26 protein-coding genes are annotated in these 22,902 nt (G+C 73.2%); 13 read left to right on the forward strand and 13 right to left on the reverse strand.

The genetic code is table 11. From position 1 onward, the window contains the following. The first annotated feature begins 86 nt into the window (after window positions 1–86). From TR50_RS24555 to TR50_RS24585, 7 genes are all read left to right on the forward strand, one after another. Window positions 87–1,190: a sugar ABC transporter substrate-binding protein gene (locus TR50_RS24555; RefSeq protein ID WP_042425928.1), complete on the forward strand. Its 1,104-nt coding sequence runs from the start codon at window positions 87–89 to the stop codon at window positions 1,188–1,190. Next, entirely contained in the window at window positions 1,187–2,017 is an 831-nt protein-coding gene (locus tag TR50_RS24560; protein ID WP_236654576.1) for an ATP-binding cassette domain-containing protein, read from the forward strand. The genes TR50_RS24555 and TR50_RS24560 overlap by 4 nt, the downstream gene beginning before the upstream one ends. Further along, window positions 2,014–3,357 carry a sugar ABC transporter permease gene (locus TR50_RS24565; protein WP_439654238.1) on the forward strand — a complete coding sequence of 448 codons (1,344 nt, stop codon included), beginning with the start codon at window positions 2,014–2,016 and terminating at the stop codon, window positions 3,355–3,357. The genes TR50_RS24560 and TR50_RS24565 overlap by 4 nt, the downstream gene beginning before the upstream one ends. A gap of 76 nt (window positions 3,358–3,433) precedes the next feature. Next, entirely contained in the window at window positions 3,434–4,888 is a 1,455-nt protein-coding gene (locus TR50_RS24570) for a protein kinase domain-containing protein (protein ID WP_052441299.1), read from the forward strand. A gap of 9 nt (window positions 4,889–4,897) precedes the next feature. After that, complete coding sequence (locus TR50_RS24575) at window positions 4,898–5,245, forward strand: VOC family protein (protein WP_042425931.1); 348 nt, start codon at window positions 4,898–4,900, stop codon at window positions 5,243–5,245. Between the two features lie 109 nt (window positions 5,246–5,354). Then, complete coding sequence (locus TR50_RS24580) at window positions 5,355–6,083, forward strand: hypothetical protein (protein WP_042425934.1); 729 nt, start codon at window positions 5,355–5,357, stop codon at window positions 6,081–6,083. A gap of 97 nt (window positions 6,084–6,180) precedes the next feature. Then, window positions 6,181–6,789 (forward strand): cysteine hydrolase family protein, encoded by a 609-nt coding sequence (locus TR50_RS24585; RefSeq protein ID WP_174514855.1) that lies wholly within the window; start codon window positions 6,181–6,183, stop codon window positions 6,787–6,789. Window positions 6,790–6,814: 25 nt separating this feature from the next. Here the strand turns inward: TR50_RS24585 and TR50_RS24590 are convergent, their stop codons facing one another. Both TR50_RS24590 and TR50_RS24595 read right to left on the reverse strand, forming a co-directional pair. Beyond that, a complete protein-coding gene (locus TR50_RS24590) occupies window positions 6,815–7,021 on the reverse strand; it encodes a DUF6126 family protein (protein WP_042425940.1) in 207 nt (68 codons plus the stop codon). Further along, on the reverse strand, window positions 7,014–7,622 hold the full coding sequence (locus TR50_RS24595; protein ID WP_042425943.1) for a helix-turn-helix domain-containing protein: 609 nt from the start codon (window positions 7,620–7,622) through the stop codon (window positions 7,014–7,016). Before TR50_RS24595 ends, TR50_RS24590 begins: the two co-directional genes overlap by 8 nt. Window positions 7,623–7,771: 149 nt before the next feature. On the opposite strand from TR50_RS24595, the gene TR50_RS24600 reads away from it, so the two are divergent. Then, on the forward strand, window positions 7,772–10,261 hold the full coding sequence (locus TR50_RS24600; protein ID WP_063775139.1) for an ATP-binding SpoIIE family protein phosphatase: 2,490 nt from the start codon (window positions 7,772–7,774) through the stop codon (window positions 10,259–10,261). Here TR50_RS24600 and TR50_RS24605 read toward each other — a convergent pair. Next, a complete protein-coding gene (locus tag TR50_RS24605) occupies window positions 10,246–10,656 on the reverse strand; it encodes a DUF3224 domain-containing protein (protein WP_042426064.1) in 411 nt (136 codons plus the stop codon). The genes TR50_RS24600 and TR50_RS24605 overlap by 16 nt on opposite strands. 109 nt (window positions 10,657–10,765) lie before the next feature. Here TR50_RS24605 and TR50_RS24610 point away from each other — a divergent pair, with 109 nt between their 5' ends. Together TR50_RS24610 and TR50_RS24615 are read left to right on the forward strand one after the other, a co-directional pair. Beyond that, window positions 10,766–11,527 (forward strand): Mut7-C RNAse domain-containing protein, encoded by a 762-nt coding sequence (locus tag TR50_RS24610; RefSeq protein ID WP_042425946.1) that lies wholly within the window; start codon window positions 10,766–10,768, stop codon window positions 11,525–11,527. A gap of 64 nt (window positions 11,528–11,591) precedes the next feature. Further along, window positions 11,592–11,915, forward strand: a complete 324-nt coding sequence (locus TR50_RS24615) for a hypothetical protein (RefSeq protein ID WP_042425949.1) — start codon at window positions 11,592–11,594, stop codon at window positions 11,913–11,915. A 7-nt stretch (window positions 11,916–11,922) separates the two neighbouring features. On the opposite strand, the gene TR50_RS24620 is transcribed toward TR50_RS24615, so the two are convergent. Next, complete coding sequence (locus TR50_RS24620) at window positions 11,923–12,384, reverse strand: universal stress protein (RefSeq protein WP_042425953.1); 462 nt, start codon at window positions 12,382–12,384, stop codon at window positions 11,923–11,925. 147 nt (window positions 12,385–12,531) lie between these two features. Between TR50_RS24620 and TR50_RS24625 the strand changes: the two genes are divergently transcribed. After that, a complete protein-coding gene (locus tag TR50_RS24625; protein WP_063775140.1) occupies window positions 12,532–13,662 on the forward strand; it encodes an FAD-dependent oxidoreductase in 1,131 nt (376 codons plus the stop codon). A 298-nt stretch (window positions 13,663–13,960) separates the two neighbouring features. On the opposite strand, the gene TR50_RS24630 is transcribed toward TR50_RS24625, so the two are convergent. The 3 genes from TR50_RS24630 to TR50_RS24640 form a co-directional block, all read right to left on the reverse strand. After that, entirely contained in the window at window positions 13,961–14,953 is a 993-nt protein-coding gene (locus TR50_RS24630) for a DMT family transporter (RefSeq protein ID WP_063775141.1), read from the reverse strand. 129 nt (window positions 14,954–15,082) lie between these two features. Then, window positions 15,083–16,132: a prolipoprotein diacylglyceryl transferase gene (lgt, locus tag TR50_RS24635; RefSeq protein WP_063775142.1), complete on the reverse strand. Its 1,050-nt coding sequence runs from the start codon at window positions 16,130–16,132 to the stop codon at window positions 15,083–15,085. 148 nt (window positions 16,133–16,280) lie between these two features. Beyond that, window positions 16,281–16,694: an organic hydroperoxide resistance protein gene (locus TR50_RS24640; protein ID WP_042425956.1), complete on the reverse strand. Its 414-nt coding sequence runs from the start codon at window positions 16,692–16,694 to the stop codon at window positions 16,281–16,283. A gap of 104 nt (window positions 16,695–16,798) precedes the next feature. On the opposite strand from TR50_RS24640, the gene TR50_RS24645 reads away from it, so the two are divergent. Beyond that, window positions 16,799–17,287 carry a MarR family winged helix-turn-helix transcriptional regulator gene (locus TR50_RS24645; RefSeq protein ID WP_042425959.1) on the forward strand — a complete coding sequence of 163 codons (489 nt, stop codon included), beginning with the start codon at window positions 16,799–16,801 and terminating at the stop codon, window positions 17,285–17,287. A gap of 62 nt (window positions 17,288–17,349) precedes the next feature. Further along, entirely contained in the window at window positions 17,350–17,574 is a 225-nt protein-coding gene (locus tag TR50_RS24650) for a DUF5302 domain-containing protein (protein WP_042425963.1), read from the forward strand. Between the two features lie 411 nt (window positions 17,575–17,985). Here the strand turns inward: TR50_RS24650 and paaE are convergent, their stop codons facing one another. From paaE to TR50_RS24680, 6 genes are all read right to left on the reverse strand, one after another. Beyond that, complete coding sequence (gene paaE / locus TR50_RS24655; protein ID WP_236654577.1) at window positions 17,986–19,053, reverse strand: 1,2-phenylacetyl-CoA epoxidase subunit PaaE; 1,068 nt, start codon at window positions 19,051–19,053, stop codon at window positions 17,986–17,988. Further along, window positions 19,053–19,583, reverse strand: a complete 531-nt coding sequence (gene paaD / locus TR50_RS24660) for a 1,2-phenylacetyl-CoA epoxidase subunit PaaD (RefSeq protein WP_042426079.1) — start codon at window positions 19,581–19,583, stop codon at window positions 19,053–19,055. The genes paaE and paaD overlap by 1 nt, the downstream gene beginning before the upstream one ends. Continuing rightward, window positions 19,577–20,416 (reverse strand): 1,2-phenylacetyl-CoA epoxidase subunit PaaC, encoded by an 840-nt coding sequence (paaC, locus tag TR50_RS24665; protein WP_042425965.1) that lies wholly within the window; start codon window positions 20,414–20,416, stop codon window positions 19,577–19,579. The genes paaD and paaC overlap by 7 nt, the downstream gene beginning before the upstream one ends. Window positions 20,417–20,440: 24 nt before the next feature. Beyond that, complete coding sequence (gene paaB / locus TR50_RS24670; RefSeq protein WP_042386917.1) at window positions 20,441–20,746, reverse strand: 1,2-phenylacetyl-CoA epoxidase subunit PaaB; 306 nt, start codon at window positions 20,744–20,746, stop codon at window positions 20,441–20,443. Further along, window positions 20,743–21,732 carry a 1,2-phenylacetyl-CoA epoxidase subunit PaaA gene (gene paaA, locus TR50_RS24675; RefSeq protein ID WP_042425968.1) on the reverse strand — a complete coding sequence of 330 codons (990 nt, stop codon included), beginning with the start codon at window positions 21,730–21,732 and terminating at the stop codon, window positions 20,743–20,745. The genes paaB and paaA overlap by 4 nt, the downstream gene beginning before the upstream one ends. A 166-nt stretch (window positions 21,733–21,898) precedes the next feature. Beyond that, window positions 21,899–22,902, reverse strand: a 1,004-nt coding sequence (locus tag TR50_RS24680; protein ID WP_052441300.1) for an aminotransferase class I/II-fold pyridoxal phosphate-dependent enzyme, incomplete at its 5' end; no start/stop codon positions are given.

The raw sequence follows: 22,902 nt of genomic DNA on the forward strand, positions 1-22,902 counted from the left end.
CTTTGAATCGGAAGGCCGTACTGCGTTTTCGAATTCGATCCAGCAGTCCGTCCCAGGAAGGCCGTCACGTGAACAAGCACCCTCTTATGCGCGCCGCCACCGCGACCGCTGCCGTCTCGCTGGTCCTGGCCGCGGCAGCGTGCGGAAAGGCGGGGAGTTCCTCCTCTTCCTCCTCCGCGTCCGCGAGCGGCGGGGGCTCGGCGGCCAGCGCGACCGGAAGCATCGGCCTGCTGCTGCCGGAGAACACCACGACCCGCTACGAGCAGTTCGACAAGCCGCTGTTCGAGGCGGAGGTCAAGGCCCTCGCGCCCAACGTCACCGTCAAGTACGCCAACGCGGGCGGCAGCGCCCAGACCCAGGCGCAGCAGGCCACCACCATGATCAACTCTGGCATCAAGGTGCTCGTCGTCGACGCGCAGGACTCCGCGCAGATCAAGTCGTCCGTCGACGCCGCCAAGGCCAAGGGCATCAAGGTCGTCGCCTACGACCGCCTGGCGCAGGGCCCGGTCGACGCCTACGTGTCGTTCGACAACGTCGCGGTCGGCCACCTCCAGGGCACCGGCCTGCTCGCCGTCATGGGCTCCAAGGCCACGCCGTCCGCGAAGATCGTCGAGATCGACGGCGACTCGGCCGACCCGAACGCCGCCGACTTCAAGGCCGGCTTCCAGAACGCGGTCAAGGGCCATGTCGACATCGCCTACGACGCCTCGGGCCTGTGGAAGCCGGACGTCGCCGCCCAGAAGGCCACCGCCGCGATCAACCAACTCGGCGCGTCGAACATCACGGCCTTCTACTCCGCCAACGACGGCATGGCCGCCGGTATCGCGACCTCGATGAAGAACGCCGGGCTCAGCCACCTGCCGCTCACCGGCCAGGACGCCCAGCTCGACGCGATCCAGCGGATCGTGGCCGGCACCCAGTCCTTCACGATCTACAAGGCCTACAAGCCCGAGGCCGACGCCGCGGCCCAGATCGCCGTCAACCTGCTCACCGGGCAGCCGGTCACGACGATCGCGAAGTCGACCAAGGTGAACGGCTCCGGCAACACCGTCTCGTCCGACCTGCTGACCCCGGTCCTGGTCAACACGAGCAACATCAAGCAGACCGTCGTCGCCGACGGCCTCTACACGGTCGCGCAGATCTGCACCCCGCAGTACGAGGCGGCCTGCAAGTCCGCGGGGCTGACGTGACCGACCCAGTCTCCGGTTCCTACGCCCCGGCCCTGGCCGACGGCGAACCGGTCCTGGCCCTGCGCGGCGTCTCCAAGCGATTCGGGGCCGTGCAGGCCCTGACCGACGTGGAGTTGGAGGTGCACACCGGCGAGGTGCTGGCCCTGGTCGGCGACAACGGCGCCGGCAAGTCCACCCTGGTCAAGTCCATCGCCGGCGTCCACACCATCGACGACGGCCAGATCGAGTGGGAGGGGCGGCCGGTCTCCATCCACCGGCCGCAGGACTCCCAGCACCTCGGCATCGCCACCGTCTACCAGGACCTCGCGCTCGCCGACAACCTCGACGTGGTCGCGAACCTCTTCCTCGGCCGCGAGCTGACGACGCACGGCACCCTCGACGAGGTGGCCATGGAGAAGCGCGCCCAGGAGCTGCTGGACACGCTCTCCATCCGCATCCCGAGCGTGCGGATCCCGGTGGCGAGCCTCTCGGGCGGTCAGCGGCAGGTCGTCGCCATCGCCCGCTCGCTGATCGGCGACCCGAAGGTCGTCATCCTGGACGAACCGACGGCCGCCCTCGGCGTCGAGCAGACCGCGCAGGTCCTGGACCTGGTCGAGCGGCTGCGCGCCCGCGACCTCGGCGTCATCCTGATCAGTCACAACATGGTCGACGTGGCAGCGGTGGCCGACACGGTCGCGGTGCTGCGGCTCGGACGGAACAACGGCACGTTCCCGATGCGCGGCACCACACAGGAGACCATCATCGCCGCGATCACCGGCGCCACCGACAACGCGGTGACCCGGCGCGCGGCGCGCGCCACCGGGCCGCGTCCGGAAGGAGAGGCGTGAGCACACCCCCCACGAATCCCTCCGGCTCCCCGGACCCGTCCGATCCGCTCAGCGGGTTCAACCCGCTGGAGCCGCCGCCGGGCCTGGACCCGATGCCCTCGGCCGCCATCGCGCCGCCCGTCGACCCGCGCCTGCTGGTCCGCCAGGAGGGCCTGCGGGGGTACGTCGACGAGTTCAAGCGCAAGGTGCGCGGCGGCGAGCTGGGCTCGCTCCCGGTCGTCATCGGCCTGATCATCATCTGGCTGATCTTCAGTCTCCAGAACAGCCAGTACTTCAGCGCCGCCAACGCCGAGTTCATCGTCTACTACATGGTGGGCCTCGGCATGCTCGCCACCGGCCTGGTCTTCGTGCTGCTGCTCGGCGAGATCGACCTGTCGGTCGGTTCGGTCAGCGGCCTGGCGGCGGCGATCTACGCGGTGCTGTCGGTCGAGCACAACTGGAACGCCTGGCTGGCGGTCATCGTCACCCTGCTCGCCGGCGCGGCGATCGGGGGCACGCAGGGCTGGATCTTCGCCAAGATCGGCGTGCCGGCTTTCGTGGTCACCCTGGCCGGCTTCCTGGCCTGGCAGGGCGTCATGCTGTGGCTGCTCGGCTCGACCGGCACCATCAACCTCGAACCCAAGGCGCTGAACGCGCTCTTCTCGGGCAACTCGTACTTCCTGGGCGGCGACATCGCCGGCGCGTACATCCTGGCCGGCATCGCGGTGGTCGGCTTCGGAGCCAGCGGCTTCCTGGAGCAGCGCCGGCGCAAGGCCGCCGGCGTCCCGGCCCGCCCCACCGGCGAGCTGGTCGCGCGGACGGTGGTGCTGGCCATCGGCGCGTTCCTGGTGGCCTGGATCCTCAACCGGGCCTCCGGCGTGCCGAACAACGCGGTCATCTTCCTGGCGCTGCTGGTGATCTGCGACTTCGTGCTGCGCCGCACCACCTACGGCCGCAAGGTGTTCGCGGTCGGCGGCAACATCGAGGCGAGCCGGCGTGCCGGTATCAGCGTCCCGATGGTGCGGATCTCGGTGTACGCGATCTCCGGGACCTTCGCCGCGCTCGGCGGTCTGGCCATCGCGGCCACCACCAACGCCGCAGGGCAGGCGGGCGCGGACCCGAACAACCTGATGATGGCCATCGCCGCCGCCGTCATCGGCGGCACCTCGCTGTTCGGCGGTCGCGGCCGGGTCTGGTCCGCCCTCCTCGGCATCCTGGTCATCGAGTCGATCAACGCCGGGCTGTTCATGCTCGGCCTGACGCTGGACATCCAGTACATGATCACCGGTGGTGTCCTGCTGGCCGCCGTGGTCGTCGACTCGCTGTCCCGCCGCACGCAGAAGTCCTCCGGACGCGCCTGACGGCGGCCCGGTGCTCTGGCCCGGTTCTGTGCGGGGATCACATGATTCCCACAAAGAACCGGGCCAGCATCGCGTCGTGGACACCCTGCAGCCTCCCGCGCTCGGCGACCGTTACCTGCTGTGCGAACTGCTCGGCAGCGGCGGCATGGCCGAGGTCTACCGAGCCCGCGACCTGCGCCTTGACCGCGCCGTAGCGGTCAAGGTGCTGCGGCCCGAGCTGGCCGCCGACCCGGTGCAGCGCGTGCGCTTCGGCCGCGAGGCGCGCGCCGCCGCCTCGCTCAACCATCCCGGCATCGTCGCCGTCTTCGACTCGGGCGAGGGCGCGGGACCGCACCTCGACCTGCCGTACCTGGTGATGGAGTACCTGCCCGGGCGGACCCTCGCGCAGGTCCTCGCCGACGACGGCCCGCTGCCGCCGCGTCAGGCGCTGCGGATCGTCGCGGAGATCCTGGACGCGCTCGAGCACGCGCACCGCGGCGGCATGGTCCACCGCGACGTCAAGCCGGCCAACGTGATGGTGGTCGAGGACGGCACGGTCGCGGTCAAGCTCATGGACTTCGGCATCGCCCGCAGCTTCGGCCGCGGCCCGGCCGCCGCCGAGCAGGCGCTGACGGCGGCCGGCCTGGTCATCGGCACCGCCGACTACCTCTCCCCCGAGCAGGCGCGCGGCGAGGCGGCCGACGCGCGCAGCGACCTGTACGCGGTGGGCTGCCTGCTGCACGAAGTGCTGACGGGCGTCCTGCCGCTGACGGCCGACACCCCGCTGAACACGGTCTGGCGGCGACTGCACGAGGATCCCGAGCCGCCGTCGCTGCTCGTACCGTCGCTCGCGCCCGCGGTGGACGCGGTGGTGCTGCGGGCGCTGTCCCGCGAGCCCGCCGAGCGCTACCCGGACGCCGCCGCGATGGGCACGGCGGTGCGCGACGTCCTGGACGCCGAGTCGGCCGCGGCGACGCCGCACCCGGCGGCAGGTCACGCGCCCACGGTCGCCGAACTGCCCGCCGCCTCCTGGCCGGGTGGGGACGCGACCATGCCGTTGCGCTCCCCTGCGGGCACGTGGCCCGGCGCAGCCCTTCCGGCCGCCGACGACGACGCGACCCACGCCCAGGACGAGGAGGGGGCCGCGCGCGACGCCGACGCCGAACAGGGCCGGCTCTCGCACGAGCGTCCGCGTCGTCGGGGGCGGCGACGGATCGTGGGGGCCACGGTCGTGACCGTCGCGGTGGCCGCCGTGGTATCGGTCGGCGGCTGGATCGCCTCCGGCGACGGCAAGGCCGCCCCGGCCGCCACCAGCGCCCACGCGCTGCCGGAGCTGACCGGCCAGGGCCTCGCCCACGCCCGGCGCGAACTGCAGGCCCTCGGCCTGCGGATCGGCCACCTGAGCGTCGGCTCCTGCGCCGGGACCGCCGCCGCGCCGCGCACCGTCTGCTCCCAGGCCCCCGCGGCCGGAACGGAGCTGCAACGCGGCGCGACGGTGGATCTGTCCGTCTCCCGCGCCTCCGGGATTGCCGCCGGGGCCGGGGCACCGTAGCGTCGAGACGTGATCAATGGTGCGCACGTGGTCATCTACAGCAGCGACGCCGAGGCCGACCGGGCCTTCTTCCGTGACGTGCTCGGTCTGCCGAGCGTCGACGCCGGCCGCGGCTGGCTGATCTTCCAGGCGCCGCCCGCGGAGATCGCCTTCCACCCGGCCACGTCCGTCCACTCGCACGAGCTGATGCTGATGTGCGACGACCTGCTGGGGACCATGGCCGAGCTCCAGGCGAAGGGCGTGGAGTTCACCCGCCCCGTGGAGCAGCTCACCTGGGGGCTGCTGACCGGGTTGCGCCTGCCCGGCGGGGGCGACCTGGCCCTCTACGAGCCGAGCCACCCCCGCGCGAACGGGTGATCCATGGGCCCGACCTGCGCCCGACGGCGCCCACCCGGTGTGGATCACCCATCCGGTCCTGAGTAGGACAACCCTGGTACAGCCCGGTCGCCGACTCCAGGATCGAGGCATGGGTGCATTCCTGGGGATCGTCGTGGTCGGCGCCGCCGCCCTCGGCACGCTGCTCCACTTCGTCGCGCACGTGTCGACGTCGGTGCTGCTGGCCTTCGGCGCGGGCGCGGCCTGCCTGATCTGGCTTGCGGTGCTGCTGACGGTTCCGTGGAACCTGTACTTCCAGGCGCGGACGGCGCGTCAGGAGATCGCGGAGGGCCGGACCGCCGGGCTCGACATCGCCGAGGGCCGCGAGCGGGACGCGGAGAGGATCGCCGCCCGCCTGCTGCGGGCGGCGATCGGCGCACACCTGGTCTCGGCCGTGGTGATCGGGGTGGTCGCGGCGGTGTCGGGGCAGGCCGTCGGCTACTGGTTCTGCGCCTTCTACCTCGTCGCCACGGCGCTGCGCCCGGTCGAGGCGTGGCTGCGCCACCTGCGCACCCGCATCGGCGGCCTGCGCGAGGAGGCGACCTTCCCGCGCGACGACATCCGCGCCCTCAAGGCACGTCTCGACGCCGCGGAGGCCGGCGTCGCGGGCCTCGACACAGACACCCGCCGCCTGACCCAGGAGCTCGACCGCCTCGCCGTGCTGGCCCGCCGGCGCGACGACCAACTGGAGGCGCGCATCCACGCCCTGGGGCGCAAGTTCGAGGACACCCTCGGCAGCCTGACCGACAACCAGGAAGTCATCAACGGCATCCGGGCGTTCCTGCGGCTGCTGCGCGAGGAGGGCGCGCCGCAGGCGTGACCCCGCCCTGGATCCGCTCTGGTCCCGCCTCGACCGCGCCGCGTGTCACCCGTAGGCGGTCTCGTCAGGGCGGGTGGCACGTGCTTGAGTGAGTGCCATGACGACTCTGGATCCCGGCACGACGGCGCTGCTCCTGATCGAGTTTCAGAACGAGTTCGTCTCCGACGGCGGAGTGCTGCACGAGGCCGTGCGCCCGGTCATGGAGGCCACCGGCATGCTGGACAACACCCGGCAGCTGGTCGCCTCCGCGCGCCGGGCCGGGGTCACGGTCGTGCACGCCCCGATCTCCTTCGCGCCGGGCTACCACGAGATCACCCGCCACCCGTACGGGATCCTCAAGGGCGTCGTGGACGGCAACGCCTTCGTCAAGGGCACCTGGGGCGCGGAGATCGTCGACGTGCTGGCGCCGCAGGCGGGCGACATCGTGGTGGAGGGCAAGCGCGGGCTGGACACCTTCGCCAGCACCAACCTGGACTTCATCCTGCGCAGCAAGGGCATCACCACCCTCGTCATCGCCGGGTTCCTCACCAACTGCTGTGTGGAGTCGACGATGCGCACGGGCTACGAGAACGGCTACCAGGTGGTCACCCTGACGGACTGCACGGCGGCGGTCTCCAAGGAGGAGCACGAGAACGCGATCACCTACGACTTCCCGATGTTCTCCACCCCGCAGACCTCGACGGAGCTGATCGCCCGCCTGCCGTGAGCCCTGTCCGGCGGGCGAGGGATCGTCAGCTGCGGTGGCTGGCGGCGTAGAAGAGCAGCATCGCGAAGCCCGCGAAGACGTGCAGGCCGATCACGTAGATGAAGACGCGGATGTTGACGCGGCGCGCGGTGCGCTTCGCTCCGTCCTCGACGGGGCCGGCCGGGATGTACTCGACCGGGGCGGGGACGGAGGTGAGCGGACCGGCGGGCAGGGGGTCGATGTGGTCAGCCAAGGCACAACTCCGAGGTCGGGCTCTGCAGCAGCGTGTGCAGGAAGAGCAGGTCGGTGCCGGTCGGCGTGTCCGCCGCCAGCCGGTGGGGGCGCATGGAGTCGAAGTGGGCGGAGTCGCCCGGCTCCAGCAGGTGGCGCTCGCGGTCGAGGGTGAGGACGAGGCGGCCGGAGAGCACGTAGAGCCACTCCTCGCCCGGGTGCACCCGCACGACGGCGTCCTGGATGCCGGGCGGCACGTGGACGCGCAGCGCCTGCATCGCCCGACCGGGCGCGCCGGCGGGGCGGTAGGTCCAGCCGCCCGCGACGCTCGGCTCCGCGGCGCCGCCGCGGATCACCGCGGTCGGCGCCGCGGACGCCTCCCCGAGCAGGACGTCGAGAGGAACGGCGTAAGCTCGGGACAGGCCCAGCAGCACCGGCAAGGAGGGCTGCCGCTTGGCGGTCTCCAGCCGGGAGAGGTGGGCCGGGGAGAGACCGACGCGCGCGGCGGCGGCCTCCAGGGTCAGGCCGCTGCGCTGGCGGCGCTCGCGGAGGCGGGCTCCCAGGCCCGGGAGGTCCTCGGGCCGGAGCTCCGGCCCGGTGGCGTCGGAGGCGTCTGCGTCCATGACCCCAGTGCACACCCACCCGGCCAGGGAGGCAAGTTTCTTGCCCCAGAGGCAAAAGCGCCCCGGGTGATCTTGCCGGTCGCCGCGACCTGAGGAGGCATCGGGCCGTAGGGTGATCACATAAATCCGTAGTCGAAGGGGCCCTGCCGATGGCCAGCGCATCAGACCCGGTCGCGCGCTCAGCAGCCGCGCCTCCGGGAGCGCCGGCGGTCGCACCTCCGGCGGCGCAGTCCGCGGCGCAGTCCGCAGCGCATCCGGGCTCCTCCCCTTCGGCCGAACGCACCGCCCCTGACGGCGCCGCCGACCTCACCACCGGGTTCGCCGCAGCCGTCCTCGCGTCCGCCGGAATCGGCGTATGGCGCTGGAACCGCGCCGAAGGGATCGTCGAGGCCGACGCGCGGACCCGCGAACTCCTCGGCCTCCCCCTCGACGGGCCGATGCCGACCGCCGCCACGATCCGCGCCCGCCTGCACGGCGAGGACTTCGTGCGCCTCAGCGCGATCTCCCAACTGATCGCGAGCGAAGCCCGGCCGGGCGAGGTCCGGGTCCGCGTGGTCACCCCGGACGGCCGCCTGCTGCGCACCCTCCACCTCCAGATATCCCCCGGTCCGGCGCACACCCCCTACAGCCTTCAGGGCACCGTCCTCGACGGCCGCGCCCGCGTTCCCGGCCCCGACCCGAACGCCGCGCCGCACCCGCCGGTCGACGGGGGACACGACGAGGCGGCCGCACGGGAGCGGCACACGCGGCAGCCCGCCGACCCGGCCGCCTTCCGGCCCCGCGAGGATCCCGAGCGCCCCGAGGCCCCCGAGAACCCCGAGGCCCGGACAGCCCAGGCAGCCCCGGTGGCCGCCGGGGCCCCCGCTCCCGCCGCCGCCGACGCGGAGCGCGAACGCCGCCAGATCCACGAGCTCAACACCCTGCCCGCGACCGCGCCGCGCCTGCCCGCCGCCGACCTGCGCCGCTCGCGCGAGGCGTTCCTGCTGGACGCGGGCCGCGCCCTGGCGGAGGCGGGCACCACCAGCGAGGTGCTGCGCGTCGCCGCGACCCTGGCCATGCCGGGCTTCTCCCCCGACGCGCAGGCCGTCTTCGGCGTCAAGGGCACGATGCTCACCGTCGTCGGCCAGCACGGCCACTCCTCCGCCCAGACCAGCCCCTTCGAGATGCCGCTCGACACCGAGTACCCGGCGGCGCAGGTGGTGCGGACCGGTCGGCCGATCTATCTGTCCTCCCCGGCCGAGTACCAGCAGCGCTTCCCCGCGACCTGGCCGCTGGCCGAGCCCTTCGACCGGCAGTCGTGGGCCTTCCTGCCGCTGGTGACCGCCGGCCGCACCACCGGCGCCTGGCTGGCCGCCTTCGAGACGGCCGTCGCGTTCACCCCGGACGAGCGGGCCGTGCTCTCCACTGTGGCCCGGATGCTCTCCCAGGCTCTGGAGCGCGCCCACACCAACGAGGCGGAGCGCGCCCTCTCCCGCGGCCTGCGCCGCAGCATGGGCGACTCCGCACGCGAGATCGACGGCCTGACGGTGACCGCCCGCTACGTCCCCACCGGCGGCGGCCTGCTCGTCGGCGGCGACTGGTACGACGTCATCGACCTGCCCGGGGGCCGGATCGCGATGGTCGTCGGCGACGTGCAGGGCCACGACGTGCACGCCGCCGGGGTGATGTCCCGGCTGCGCACGGCCGTGCACGCCTACGCCGTCGAGGGACACCGGCCCGACGCCGTGCTGGCCCGCGCCTCCCGCTTTCTCGCCAGCCTCGACGAGGACCGCTTCGCCACCTGCCTGTACATCGAGGCCGATCCGGCGAGCGGACGTCTCGAGATCGCCCGCGCCGGGCACCCCCACCCGGTGCTGCGGATGACCGACGGCACCACCGTCATCCGCCATGTCGACGGCGGCCTGCCGCTCGGCCTCGCCCCCGAGGGCGAGGACTATCCCGTCACCGAACTGGAGCTCCAGGTCGGTGAGGTGCTGATGGTCTGCACCGACGGCCTGATCGAGACCGGCGGACACGACATGTTCAGCGGCTGGGTGCGGGTCCGCGACGTGGTGGCCCCCAGCCCCGCCTCCGACCTGGAGGGCATGGCCGACGCGCTGATCCGCGCCGTGCACGGACCCGGCTCGCACCACGGCGCCGGGCGGCTGGCCGACCGCCGCGAGGACGACATCGCCCTGCTGCTGCTCCGCCGCGACCCGATCGACGGCGCGCCCAAGCCCGTCGGCCGCCGCCTGGTGGTGACCGTGGGCCAGGGCCAGCCCGCCCGCGTCGCCGCCGCCCGACGCGAGCTGCGCGGCATCCTCCAGGACTGGAACAGCCCCGACGACGCCGACGCCGCCGTTCTGCTCGTCTCCGAACTCCTCACCAACGTGCTGCTCCACACCGAGCAGGAGGGCGCGCTGCTGGCCGAGCTCTCCGGCACGTCCGGCGAGCGCCGCCTGCGCATCGAGGTCGCCGACGGCAGCGACGAAATGCCACACCTCCGCTCCCCGGGCGAGATGGCCTCCTCCGGGCGCGGCCTGGTCCTGCTCGACCTGCTTGCCGACCGCTGGGGCGTGCGCCCGAGCGGGGAGGGCAAGGTCGTCTGGTTCGAGATGAACGAGAAGCGGTCGCCCGCCGGGGCTCAGCCGAGCGTGTAGTCGAGCCAGATCCGGTGCGTGCCGTCGGCCTCGACCGTCAGACCGCCCGTGCCCGCTATGCCCGCGAGCTCCCCCGTGCCGCTACCGGGCACCAGGACGAAGAACTCGTCACGCCGGTTGTCGCCGTCCGTCGTCGCCGAGTGCGCGAAATTGAACGTGCCGGAGCGGCCGTCGACCGCGCCCTCGAAGGACTCCATGGCGACGTAGGTGCCGACTCCGCGCCCGATGTCGTAGGCGGACGTGAAGAGCGTCTCGGAGCGGCCCTCGACGGCCCCGGCGAAGTGCTTCTCCATGGTCGCGACGCCCGTGGACAGGGCCGTCGCCACCTTGCCGGAGAGCTCCTGGGCCGGGACGGGCTGCATGCTGACGACGGAGAAGGTGCCGTTGGTTCGCATGGCCACACGCTAGCCACCACGACTGACAACCGCGCCGGAAGCGCACAAGCGATCGAAACCGATCGGAAACCGCTGGCCTCGCGCAACGCGCCGGTGCCATGCTGGCGGCGTGGACGGACCGGAGATCATCATCAGCTTCGACCCCGACCTGCACGTCTTCGTCGCCGCGGCGCGCCGCGTCGAACAGGGCGCGCGTGTGCGCACCGACGGCGCGTCCACGCTGGGTCACGTCGTCGAGTCGCTCGGCGTGCCGCTGACGGAGGTCGGCGGCCTGACCGTCGACGGACGCCCGTGCCACGTCTCGCACATCCCCGCGGCCGGCGAGCGCGTCCATGTCTCACCCGTCACCCGGCCCCAGTCACTGCCCGGCCCGCCGCGCTTCCTGCTCGACGTGCACCTCGGCACGCTCGCCCGGCGCCTGCGGCTGCTCGGCGTGGACGCGGCCTACGAGCGGCTGGACATCGGCGACGCCGCGCTCGCCGCGCAGTCCGCGCGCGAGCAGCGCGTCATGCTGTCGCGCGACCGCGGCCTGCTGCACCGCCGCGAGCTGTGGGCGGGCGCGTACGTCTACAGCCACCGCCCCGAGGAGCAGCTGACCGACGTGCTCGAGCGCTTCGCGCCGCCGCTCGCGCCGTGGACCCGCTGCACCGCCTGCAACGGAGAGCTGCGCCCGGCGACGCTGGAGGAGGTCCGGCCGCAGCTGCGCGCCGGGACCGAGCGTTCCTACGACACGTTCGCCCTGTGCACCGCCTGCGGCCGGGCCTACTGGCGCGGCGCCCACCAGGAGGGGCTCAACGACATCGTCGCGGACGCCCTGCGCCAGGCGGAGGCGCGCGGCGGCGGCCTGCGGGGATCCGTCGCGCCGGGGTGACGGCGTGCCCTGAACGGCGGTCCGTGCGGTGCGACGCCGGGTGGGCGGGTGTTCGCTGGAGGGCATGACGATTGCCACCGCGAAACTCTCCGACCCCGTCGTCCGCCGCGTCGTCGAGGCGATCAACGCCCACGACCGCGCCGCCTTCGTCGGCCTGCTGACCTCGGACGCGACCATGTCGGACGACGGCTCGGACCGGAACCTCCAGGAGTGGATCGACCGCGAGATCTTCGACGCGGGCGGCCGTATGGACGTCCAGAAGGAGTCCAACGGGGGCCAGACCCTGCTGGCGAGGTTCCGCAACGACACCTGGGGGGAGATGAGCACCGTCTGGCGCTTCGACGTCGAGGACGGGCACGTCCGCCGCTTCGAGACGGGCCAGGCCTGAGCGGCCGTCAGCGCTTCTCGCCGTCGGAGCGGACGATCAGCACCGAGCACGGCGCGTACTGCGCCAGGTGCTGGCTGACCGACCCGAGCATGATCCCCTTGAACCCGCCGTAGCCGCGGCTGCCGACGACCAGCAGCACGGCGTCCTGCGCGGCGTCCAGCAGCACCTGCGTGGGGCTCCCCTGCACCAGCCGCTTCCGGATCCGCGGCTGCGGCCCCGGCCCCGCGACGTCCTCGACCGCCGCGTCGAGCCGGCGCTGGGCCTGCTCCTCGAAGGTGAGGCCTTCCTGCCCCGGCAGAGGCTCGGGCACGGAGAAGATGCTCGGCCACTCCCAGGCGAGCACGGCGTGCACCAGGCCGTCCGTGAGCTCCGCCTGCCGGATCGCGGCCCGCAGCGCGTCGGCGGCGTGCCGCGAACCGTCGACGCCGACCACGATGACGTCGGGCGCCCGCTCGCCGTTCCGGACCATGAGCCTTCCTCCTTGTTCGTCCACGCAGTTCGTCCGCGCATCGGCCACGCTCTCACCCCCTCGCGCGCCCGACCGTCCGCAACACGCTGGCACCGGCGGAGAACCCCGCTGAGCGGCGGGGAAGTGCGGACGGCATGCAGATGTTTCATGGTCGTGAGTGTTGAATCAGCAACAGAGGTCGGCGTGGTCGTCATCGGCGCCGGACAGGCGGGCCTGTCCACCGCGTACCACCTGCGGCGGCGCGGGCTGCGGCCGTTCGAGGACTTCGTCGTGCTGGACGGCGACGCCGCACCGGGCGGCGCGTGGCAGCACCGGCCGTCGTCCCTGACCATGGCCATGGTCCACGGCTTCCACGAGCTGCCCGGCGCCCCGCTGCCTCCGCTCGCACCCCTGCTCCCCGCACGCGACGTACTGCCCGGCTACTTCGCGGCCTACGAGCGCGACAACGAGCTGCCCGTACTGCGCCCGGTCGCCGTCACCTCCGTCCGGTCCGAGTCACCGGCCCCTGACGCGCGGCTGCTGGTGCAGAGTGGCAGCGGGCGGGAATGGTCCGCGCGGGCGCTGGTCAACGCGACCGGGACGTGGACCCGCCCGTTCGTCCCCCGCTACCCCGGCGCGGAGCGCTTCCGCGGCCGGATGCTGCACAGCTCCGCCTACCGCGGCCCCGAGGAGTTCCGGGGCATGGGAACGGTCCTGGTCGTGGGCGGCGGGGCCTCCGCCGTCCAGATCCTCGCGGAGACGGCCGCCGTCGCCCGCACGCTCTGGGTGACCCGGACACCTCCGGTCTTCCGCGACGACCCCTTCGTCCCGCAGGAGTTGGGCCGCGCCGCCGTCGCCATGGTGGAGGAACGGGTGCGCGCGGGCCTGCCGCCCAGGAGCGTGGTCTCGGTGACCGGCCTGCCGCCCTCCCCCGCGCTGCTGCTCGCGCGCGAACGCGGCGCGCTGCACCGACTGCCGATGTTCGAACGGATCACCGAGGACGGCGTGGTCTGGCTCGACGGGCACGCGGAGCACGTCGACGCGATCGTCTGGGCCACGGGCTTCCGGGCCGCGGTCGGCCACCTCGCCCTACTCGGCCTGCGCGAGCCCGGCGGCGGCATCCGCATGGACGGCACCCGGGCCGCCCGGGACCCCCGCGTCCATCTCGTCGGCTACGGCCCCTCGGCCAGCACGATCGGCGCCAACCGCGCCGGCCGCGCGGCGGCTGTCGCCGTCGACCGCTACCTCAAGACCACCGCCGCCCCGTCCGCGCCCGCCCTCGCCGCACTCCCAAGCTGAGACCACCGCGCGCGGCTGTGCCCCAGCGCGCCGCGGCGACGGCCAGGCCCCCACGGGGCCGGGCCGCAGCCCCACCGGCGTCGGAACCCGGCACGCGAACCCGGCCGCTCTAGGCCGCGCCTCACGCGTTCGGTGCCGCCGCCGTGGCGGCCGACAGCGTGACCGGACCCGAACCTGCACCCGGCCCCCGCTCGCCCCTCACCCCTGCGACGGGGCCGCCGACCATCCGACCGGCACCATCACCGGGGCCGAGCTCCCAACCCGCGCCCGGCTGCCGAGCGCGGCGCCCGTCCGCGCCTCAGCCCTTGGGCGGGGCCGCCGTACGCGCGGGGGAGCCGCCGTGGCGGCCGCCTTCGCTGGGGCGGAAGCGGGAGCTCGGGCTCGCGCCGGAGCCAGGCACCGGGTCCTGGCCGCCGTTCCTGCCCTGCGCGTCCCCCTCCTGAGGCTGCATCTGGAGCCGCGAGAGCCCGATCGCGCCGAGCGCGACCAGCAGCACGCCGATGATCTGCGGGATCAGCCACCAGCCGACCCGCACCGTCTCGTTGTAGAGCGTCACGCCCAACGAGAGGCTGACCAGCGCGTCGCCGAGGGTCAGTGCGGGCTGCGAGGCGACCAGCGGGCCGGCCTGCATCGCGTTCTCCAGCAGGAACAGCGCGCAGACGCCCACGGTGGCGAAGCCGTAGGTCTGCCAGGAGGTGAAGAACGCCTCGACGCCCTGGTGGTCCAGGGTGTCGGTCGCCGACTTCATCAGCGCCGCGGTCAGCGCGTAGCCGATCGCCGCCGCGAGGCCCAGGCAGACCGCGCGGGCGCCGCCGACCGGGCGGCGCAGCGCGGCGAGGCAGAGCACCACCATGGCACCGCCGCAACTGGCCAGGGCGAGCACCCACAGGCCCACGCCGGGCTGAAGCGATCCGCCTGTCGGCGCGGCCGCGACGAGTGCCATACCGAGGCCGCCTACGAGGCAGGCCACCCAGATCCAGGCGAGCGTCGGCATCCGGCGGTGGAAGACCATGCCGCCGATCATCAGCGCGGCCGGGAGCTCCAGCACGAAGATCGGCTGGACGACGGCGAGCGGCCCGGTGGCCAGCGCGAGGCCCTGGAAGGCCGCGGCGAAGATGACTCCGAGTATCCCGAAGAGCCACACGGGCGTGCGCAGCAGATCCCACATCAGCCCGAGGCGGAAGCCCTGCGAGCGCGGCACGATCAGCGCGGCGCGCCGTTGCAGCACGGTGCCCATGGCGTTGCTGATCGCGGCGCACACCGCGAACACCACCGACAGCACCGCCGTCACAGACACGTCGCTCCCACGGTTCCGCCCCCGCCACCGGCTGGACGCCGGCCGAACCGATTGATCGGCTCCTGTGGGCATGCTACCCAGCGAAGCGCCGGAACTTCCGCTGCAAAAACGTCTCCGACGTTGTCAGGCCCGCTGCTTGGAGGCAGCGCCCGCCGATCCGCTGGCGGTGGAGCCGTTCGCGGCGCGCCTGAGCCCGCGGTTGGAGCCCTCGTCGCCGAGGTCGTCGCGAACGTCCGCGCCGTTCCCCGCCTCGGCCTCGGCCTCGACATCGGCCTCGACATCGCTCTCGACGTCCTCGTCGACCCTCGTGGCCGGATCGGCCTCGTCCGGGGACTCGTCCGCGGGCGGGTTGATCCGGGAGGCCCCGATGGGGTTCTCGGGGGCGGGCTTGTTGCGCGTCACGTAGAGGTACACCAGGCCGGCCAAGAAGAGCAGCAGCGCCGTCCAGTCGTTGAGGCGCAGGCCGAGGAAGCGGTTGGCGTGGTCGCTGCGCAGCGCCTCGATCCAGAAGCGGCCGAGGGTGTAGCCGGAGACGTAGAGGGCGAACAGGCGTCCGTTGTGCATGCTCCAGCGGCGGTCCGCGTAGAGCAGCACGAAGACCAGCATCAGGTCCCACAGCGACTCGTACAGGAAGGTCGGCTGGAAGACGCCGTGGACGACGCTGCCGTCCGCGTTGATCTTGTTGATCTCCAGGCCCCACGGCAGCTTGGTCGGGTTGCCGTAGAGCTCCTGGTTGAACCAGTTGCCCCAGCGGCCGATCGCCTGCGCCAGGATCAGGCCGGGGGCCAGCGCGTCGGCGAAGCCGGACAGCGGGATGCCCTTGCGGCGGCAGCCGATCCACGCGCCGACGGCGCCGAGCGCGACCGCGCCCCAGATGCCGAGACCGCCGTCCCAGATGTACAGGGCCCGGATGGGCTGCTCACCGGCCTTGAAGTACAGCTCCGGGTCGGTGATCACGTGGTAGAGCCGACCGCCGACGATGCCGAAGGGGACGGCCCACAGAGCGACGTCGAAGACGTCCTCCGGGTTGCCGCCGAGCTTGATCCACCGCTTGCGGGTCAGCCAGATGGCGGCCGCGATCCCGGCCAGGATGCACAGCGCGTACGCGCGGATCGGCACAGGGCCCAGGTGCCAGACACCCTGTGACGGGCTGGGAATGTACGCGAGTTCCATCGGGGCCGCTTCCCTCGAGACCGGGCGGGCGACCGCGCCCGAACGCACGGGGCCCGCAATGCTGCGGGCCCCACCCTACATGCGCACCGTGCGTTGACCGGTGCTGCACGACCAGTCGTTTTTCCGTTCCGCGACTTCCAGTCTGCGACTACTCGACGACGAGCTCGACGTCGATGTTGCCGCGCGTCGCGTTGGAGTACGGGCAGACCTGGTGCGCGCGCTCGACCAGGCCGCGGCCGGTCTCGTTCTGCAGCGCGTCCGGCAGCTCGACACGCAGGACGACGGCCAGGCCGTAGCCGCCGTCACCGTTGGCGCCGATGCTCACCTCGGCCGTCACCGACGCCTCGCTCGTGTCGACCTTCGCACCGCGGCCGACGACACCGAGCGCGCTCGCGAAGCAGGCGGCGTAGCCGGCGGCGAACAGCTGCTCCGGGTTGGTGCCGGCACCGCTGCCGCCGAGCGCGACCGGCGGGGCGAGGGTGACGTCCAGGAGGCCGTCCGAGCTGACGGCGCGGCCCTCGCGCCCGTTGGCGGTGGCGACAGCGGTGTAGAGAGCGTTCATGAGTGCGATGCCTCGTCTCGTTCGTTCCATTGGTCGTGAACTCCGACACGCAATATAAGAGCACACAACTCAGTTGCGCGCAACTTAATAGTAGACTTGCCTGCATGACCGCGACCCCGCCGCCGACCGACGCGCCGACCGACGCCGAGAACCTGCTCCGCCTGGAGCACCAGGTCTGCTTCGCCCTGCAGAACGCGAGCCGCGCCTTCGGCGCGATCTACCGCGACGCCCTGAAGGACCTGGGCCTCACCTATCCCCAGTACCTCGCGATGCTGGCCCTCTGGGAGCACGGCGAGCTCAGCGTCAAGCGCCTCGGCGAGCTGCTGCGCCTTGACTCGGGCACGCTCTCGCCGCTGCTGAAGCGCCTGGAGTCCGCGGGGCTGGTCAAGCGCGAGCGCAGTCCGCAGGACGAGCGCTCGGTCCTGGTCAGCGTGACGGCCACGGGGGCGGCGCTGCGCGAGCAGGCCACGCAGGTTCCGCTGGAGGTCGCCCGCCGGACCGGTTTCGACATCGCGGAGATGCGGGAACTGCGCGGGCTGCTGGGTCGCCTCACGGACCGGCTGGACGCGGCGGGGACGGCACAGGAATGCTGATCGCGGGGGCGGCCCGTGCCATGACAGACTGTCATCGCACCGAACACCCGATGGAGGCACCCATGGCGGACCAAGCCGCGTCCCCCGAAGGCGAGCCCGGCCAGTCGGCCGACGCCGAGCACAGCGGCCCCGAGGACGACCTCAAGCGCAAGTTCCGCGAGGCGCTGGCCCGCCGCCGCGGTCCCCAGTCCGACGCCGCCGGCGGCAGAGGGAACGACCCGTCCAAGATCCACGGGACCCACGGCAAGTCCGGCGGCCAGCGCAACTTCCGCCGCAAGAGCGGCTGACGCCGCAGGTCGAGCAGACCGGTCGTTGCACCACGCAAGGGGCGCGGGGAACTGCGCGACAAGCCACTGACCTGCGAATGGTCCTCATCGAACGGGGCCATCCGCACGGGGTGGTTTCTCGCGCCGTTCCCCGCGCCCCTTTTGGCGGTGCAACCGCAGGCAGGAGCGCACCCGACCCGACTCGCGCCCACGCGGCGGAGCCGCGCATCGGCACAGCCCCGCGCCCCTTTTGGCGGTGCAACCACAGGCAGGAGCGCATCCGACCCGACTCGCGCCCACGCGGCGGAGCCGCGCATCGGCACAGCCCCGCGCCCCTTGCGTGGTGCAACCACAGGCAGGAGCACATCCGACCCGACTCGCGCCCACGCGGCGGAGCCGCGCATCGGCAGAGCCCCGCGCCCCCGAGTGGGCTCAGGAGTCGAAGTCGAGGGTGACCCGCTCCGTGACCGGCTCGGACTGGCAGGTGAGGACGTAGCCGGCCTGGAGTTCCGAGTCCTCCAGGGCGAAGTTGCGGCGCATGCGGACCTCGCCGTCGCAGAGGAGGGCGCGGCAGGTGCCGCAGACGCCGCCCTTGCAGGCGAAGGGGAGGTCCGGGCGGGCGCGCTGCGCCGCGTCGAGGACGGTGGTGCCGGTCAGCGGCATGGTGAGGGTGGTCACGCGGCCGTCGAGCGTCAGCTCGACCTGCGCGCTGGGGCCCTCGACCGACGCGTCCGCGTGCGTGACGGGAGCGGGCGGCTCCTCGTCCTCGGCGTAGAACAGCTCGCGGTGCACCCGCTCCGCCGGGACCTCGAAGGAGGCCAGCACGGAGCGCGCGTCCTCCGTCATGCCCAGCGGTCCGCAGAGCCACCAGTGGTCGACGCTCGGCACGTCGACCAGCCCGCGCAGCACCGCGCGCAGATGCTCCGCGTCCAGGCGGCAGCTGAGCAGCTCGCTCTCACGCGGTTCGCGCGACAGCACGTGGACGAGGTGGAAGCGGTCCGGGTACCGGTCCTTCAGGTCCGCCAGCTCGTCGACGAACATGACGGAGTCACTCCTGCGGTTGCCGTACAGCAGCGTCACCCGCGCCTTGGGGTCGGCCAGCGCCGTCGCCGCGATGGACAGCAGCGGCGTGATGCCGGAGCCCGCGCCGATCAGGGCGTGGTGCGCGGGGGCGGAGAGGTCCGGCACGAAGGTGCCCAGCGGCGGGAGGGTCTCCACCACGTCGCCGGGGCGCAGGTCGCGGACCAGCCAGGAGGAGAAGATCCCGTCGGGGACCTCGCGGACGCCGATCCGCAGCGGGCCGCCCTCGGGGGCGCAGAGCGAGTACGAGCGGCGCTCGTCGCGGCCGTCGACCACCCGGCGCAGCGTCAGGGACTGCCCCGCGCGGAAGGCGTAGCGCTCCGCGAGCTCGTCCGGGACCGCGAAGGTGATCGCCGCGGCGTCGTCGCACAGCGGCTCGACGGCGGCCACCGTCAGCGGATGGAAGCTGGTGCGCAGCACTAGATCTCCTTGACCTGCTCGAAGGGTTCGCGGCAGGCGCGACAGCGGCGCAGCGCCTTGCAGGCGGTGGCGCCGAAGCGGCTCGTCTCCTCGGTGTCCGCGGAGCCGCAGTGCGGGCAGTGGACGACGGCGGCACGGGTCGGGCCGAGCGTCAGCGGGACGGGGCCCGCCGCGCGCTTCGGCGCGGCGCCGGGCGGGGCGATGCCGGCCTCGGCGAGCTTGCGGCGGCCCTCCGCGGTGATGTCGTCCGTGCTCCACGCGGGGCTGAGCTGCGTCTCGACGCGCGCCTCGGCGAAGCCCGCGTCGCGCAGCGCGGCGGCGACGTCGGCGCGCATCTCGGCGAGGGCCGGGCAGCCGGTGTAGGTGGGAGTCAGCACGGCGGTCGCGCTGCCGTCCTCGTCCACCCGCACCTCGCGCAGCACGCCGAGGTCGGCGAGGGTCAGCATGGGCAGTTCCGGGTCGCGCACGGCGGCCGCGGCGGCGTGCGCGGCGGTCAGCCGGGTGCCGAGAGCGGTGACGGCGCTCACCAGGTCGCCTCCGGGTCCGCGCGGGCGACGCTCTGCAGCTCCGCGAGCAGCTCGGCGAGGTGCTCGGTGTGCTGGCCGTCGCGGCCGCGTCCCATCGAGACGGGTGTCTCGGCCGGCGCGGCCAGCCGGGCGGCGCCGAGCACCTGCGTGAGCACGGCCTCGACCTCGTCGCGCGTCTCCGGGGCCGCCGCGTACAGCTCGGCGCGGTAGGGCCACAGCTCGGCGAGCGCCTCGCGCATGCGGCGGGCGGACTCCTCCGTGCCGTCGCCGAGGCGGATCGCCCACTGCGCGGCGTGGTCGCGGTGGTAGGTCAGCTCGCTGACGCCCTTGCGGGCGACGGCGGCGAGGACCGGGTCCGGGTGCTCGGCCAGCCCGGCCAGCTGCGCCAGCCGCCAGCTGGTGAGCAGCAGCAGCTTGACCATGCTGTGCGCGAAGTCGCCGTTGGGGAGCTCGGCGAGGATGACGTTGCGGAACTCCGACGGGTCGCGGAAGTACGCGAGCGCGTCCTCGTCACGGCCCGCGCCCTCGGCCTGGCCGGCGCGGGCGTAGAGCAGCCGGGCCTGGCCGAGCAGGTCGAGGCCGATGTTGGCGAGTGCGACCTCCTCCTCCAACTCCGGTGCCAGCGTGATCCACTGGGCCAGGCGCTGGGCCGCGACGAGCGCGTCGTCGGCGAGCGCGAGGCAGAACGCGGCGTGCGCCTCGGCGTCGACGCCCTCGGGCAGGGTCTGGTCGACGCCGTGCAGCGGGTCCTCGAAGCCGGTGCCGAAGGCCCAACGCGCGTCGTCGGCGTGCCCCTCGGCGAGCGAGAGGTAGACGTGGTCGTCGTCGCTGCTCATGGAAGTACCGGCTCCTACTGGATGCTAGATGTGCGGGACGTCGTCGGGGATGGCGTAGAAGGTCGGGTGGCGGTAGACCTTGTCGCCGCTCGGGGAGAAGAACGGGTCCTTCTCGTCCGGCGTGGAGGCGGTGATCGCGTCGGAGCGGACCACCCAGATGCTGACGCCCTCGTTGCGACGGGTGTACAGGTCACGGGCGTTGGTCAGCGCCATCCGCTCGTCGGCCGCGTGCAGCGAGCCGACGTGCACGTGGTTGAGGCCGCGCTTGCCGCGCACGAACACCTCGTACAGGGGCCAACCCGCGCTCCCGCGCGGTGCTTCGGTGCTCATGCCGCCGATCCTTCCTGCTGGTGTGCCGTCTGCTTGGCCGCGTGGGCCGCGGCGGCCTCGCGGACCCAGGCGCCGTCCTGGTGCGCCTTGGTGCGCCGCGCCATCCGCTGCGCGTTGCACGGACCGTCGCCCTTGATGACCCGCATCAGCTCGGTGAAGTCCGGCGTGCCGAAGTCGTGACGGCCGCGCTCCTCGTTCCAGCGCAGCTCCGGGTCGGGCAGCGTGACGCCCAGGCGCTCGGCCTGAGGCACCGTCATGTCGACGAAACGCTGCCGCAGTTCGTCGTTGCTGTGGCGCTTGATCTTCCAGGCCATGGACTGCGCGCTGTTGGGCGAGTCGTCGTCCGGCGGACCGAACATCATCAGCGACGGCCACCACCAGCGGTCCACGGCGTCCTGCACCTGGGCGCGCTGCTTCTGCGTGCCGCGCATCATCGTCAGCAGCAGCTCGTAGCCCTGGCGCTGGTGGAAGGACTCCTCCTTGCAGATCCGCACCATCGAGCGCGCGTACGGGCCGTAGCTGGAGCGGCAGAGCGGCACCTGGTTGCAGATGGCGGCGCCGTCGACGAACCACCCGATGACGCCGACGTCGGCGAAGCTGAGGGTCGGGTAGTTGAAGATCGAGGAGTACTTCTGCCGGCCCTCGAGCAGGCGCTCGGTCAGCTCGGCGCGGTCGATGCCGAGGGTCTCCGCGGCGGAGTAGAGGTAGAGCCCGTGGCCGGCCTCGTCCTGCACCTTGGCGAAGAGGATCGCCTTGCGGCGCAGCGAGGGGGCCTTGGTGATCCACTCCCCCTCCGGCTGCATACCGATGATCTCCGAGTGCGCGTGCTGGGCGATCTGCCGCACCAGCGTGGCGCGGTAGCCGTCAGGCATCCAGTCGCGCGGCTCGATGCGCTGGTCGTGCGCGATCGTCGCGTCGAAGTGCGCGGAGAGCTCGGGCAGCGCGGTCGCGCCGTCCGACCCGCCCGCGCCGTCGGTAACGGTCATGGCAGCCACCCCTCCGGGTCCGTGGTGACTCCAGGCTACCGAACGGTCGGTCGGCCGCACAAGAGCCGCAGCTCCGACCGCGCGGGCGCACCGAGCGGGCGCACCGAGCGGGCGCACCGAGCGGGCGCACCGCCCACGGCCCGGCACCCGGAGGCGGTGCGCTCCCTCAGACGCCGCGCGTCGACGAGGCGCGGCGCTGGAGGACGGCGGCGACGTCCGCCACGAGGCGCGGGCAGTCCGCCAGGTCCAGCGTGGAGACGGTGAGCCGCAGGCCGGGGCTGGTGTGCAGGCGGTAGCGCGCGCCCGGGGAGACGGCCCACCCGCGCTGGAGCAGGCCGGCCACGGCCGACGTCTCGTCCGCGACGGGGATCCAGACGTAGAGCCCGCTGCGGCCGTGCGCCGCGATGCCGTGGCGGGCCAGGCCGCTGAGCAGGGCCTCGCGCCGGGCGCGGTAGGACGCGGCGGTCGGGACCGGGTCGTACCCCTCCCACAGGGCGGCCGCCGTGCGCTGGAGCAGGTGGCTGACCCAGCCCGCGCCGAGCCGCTGACGTCCGCGCACGCGGTCGACCGTCTCCCGGTCCCCCGCGAAGACGGCGACGCGCAGGTCGGGGCCGAGGGATTTCGCCACCGACCGCACCACCGCCCAGTGCCGGACGATGGACGCCTCGCTGTCGCGCTCTGCGCGCAGCGCGGGGTAGGGCTGGTCGACGATCCCGTGCCCGTGGTCGTCCTCGACCAGCAGCACGTCGGGATGTTCCGCGAGCACCGCTCGCAACTGCGACGCCCGCTCCGCGCCGACCACCGCACCCGTCGGGTTCTGGGCGCGGACGGTGACGACGACCGCGCGGACGCCCGCGGCCAGCGCCGCGCGCAGGCCCTCCACCGTGGGGCCCTCGTCGTCGACCGGCATCGGCTGGGGCTTGAGACCGAGAGCCGGCAGCAGGTCGAAGAGGCTGCCCCAGCCCGGATCCTCCACGGCCACGGAGTCGCCCGGCCGCAGCCACGCCTGGAAAATCCGCTCCTGCGCGTCCAGTGCGCCCGAGGCGACGCCGAGTGCGTCGACGGGCACGCCGTCCTCCGCGAGGGAGCGGCGGGCGACGGCGAGCAGGCCCGGGGCGGTTCCGGCCCGCCGTACCGGCCCGCCGCCGGATCCGCGTCGCGACCCGCGGC

The organism is Streptacidiphilus anmyonensis (assembly GCF_000787855.1).
Taxonomy (GTDB): Bacteria; Actinomycetota; Actinomycetes; order Streptomycetales; family Streptomycetaceae; genus Streptacidiphilus; species Streptacidiphilus anmyonensis.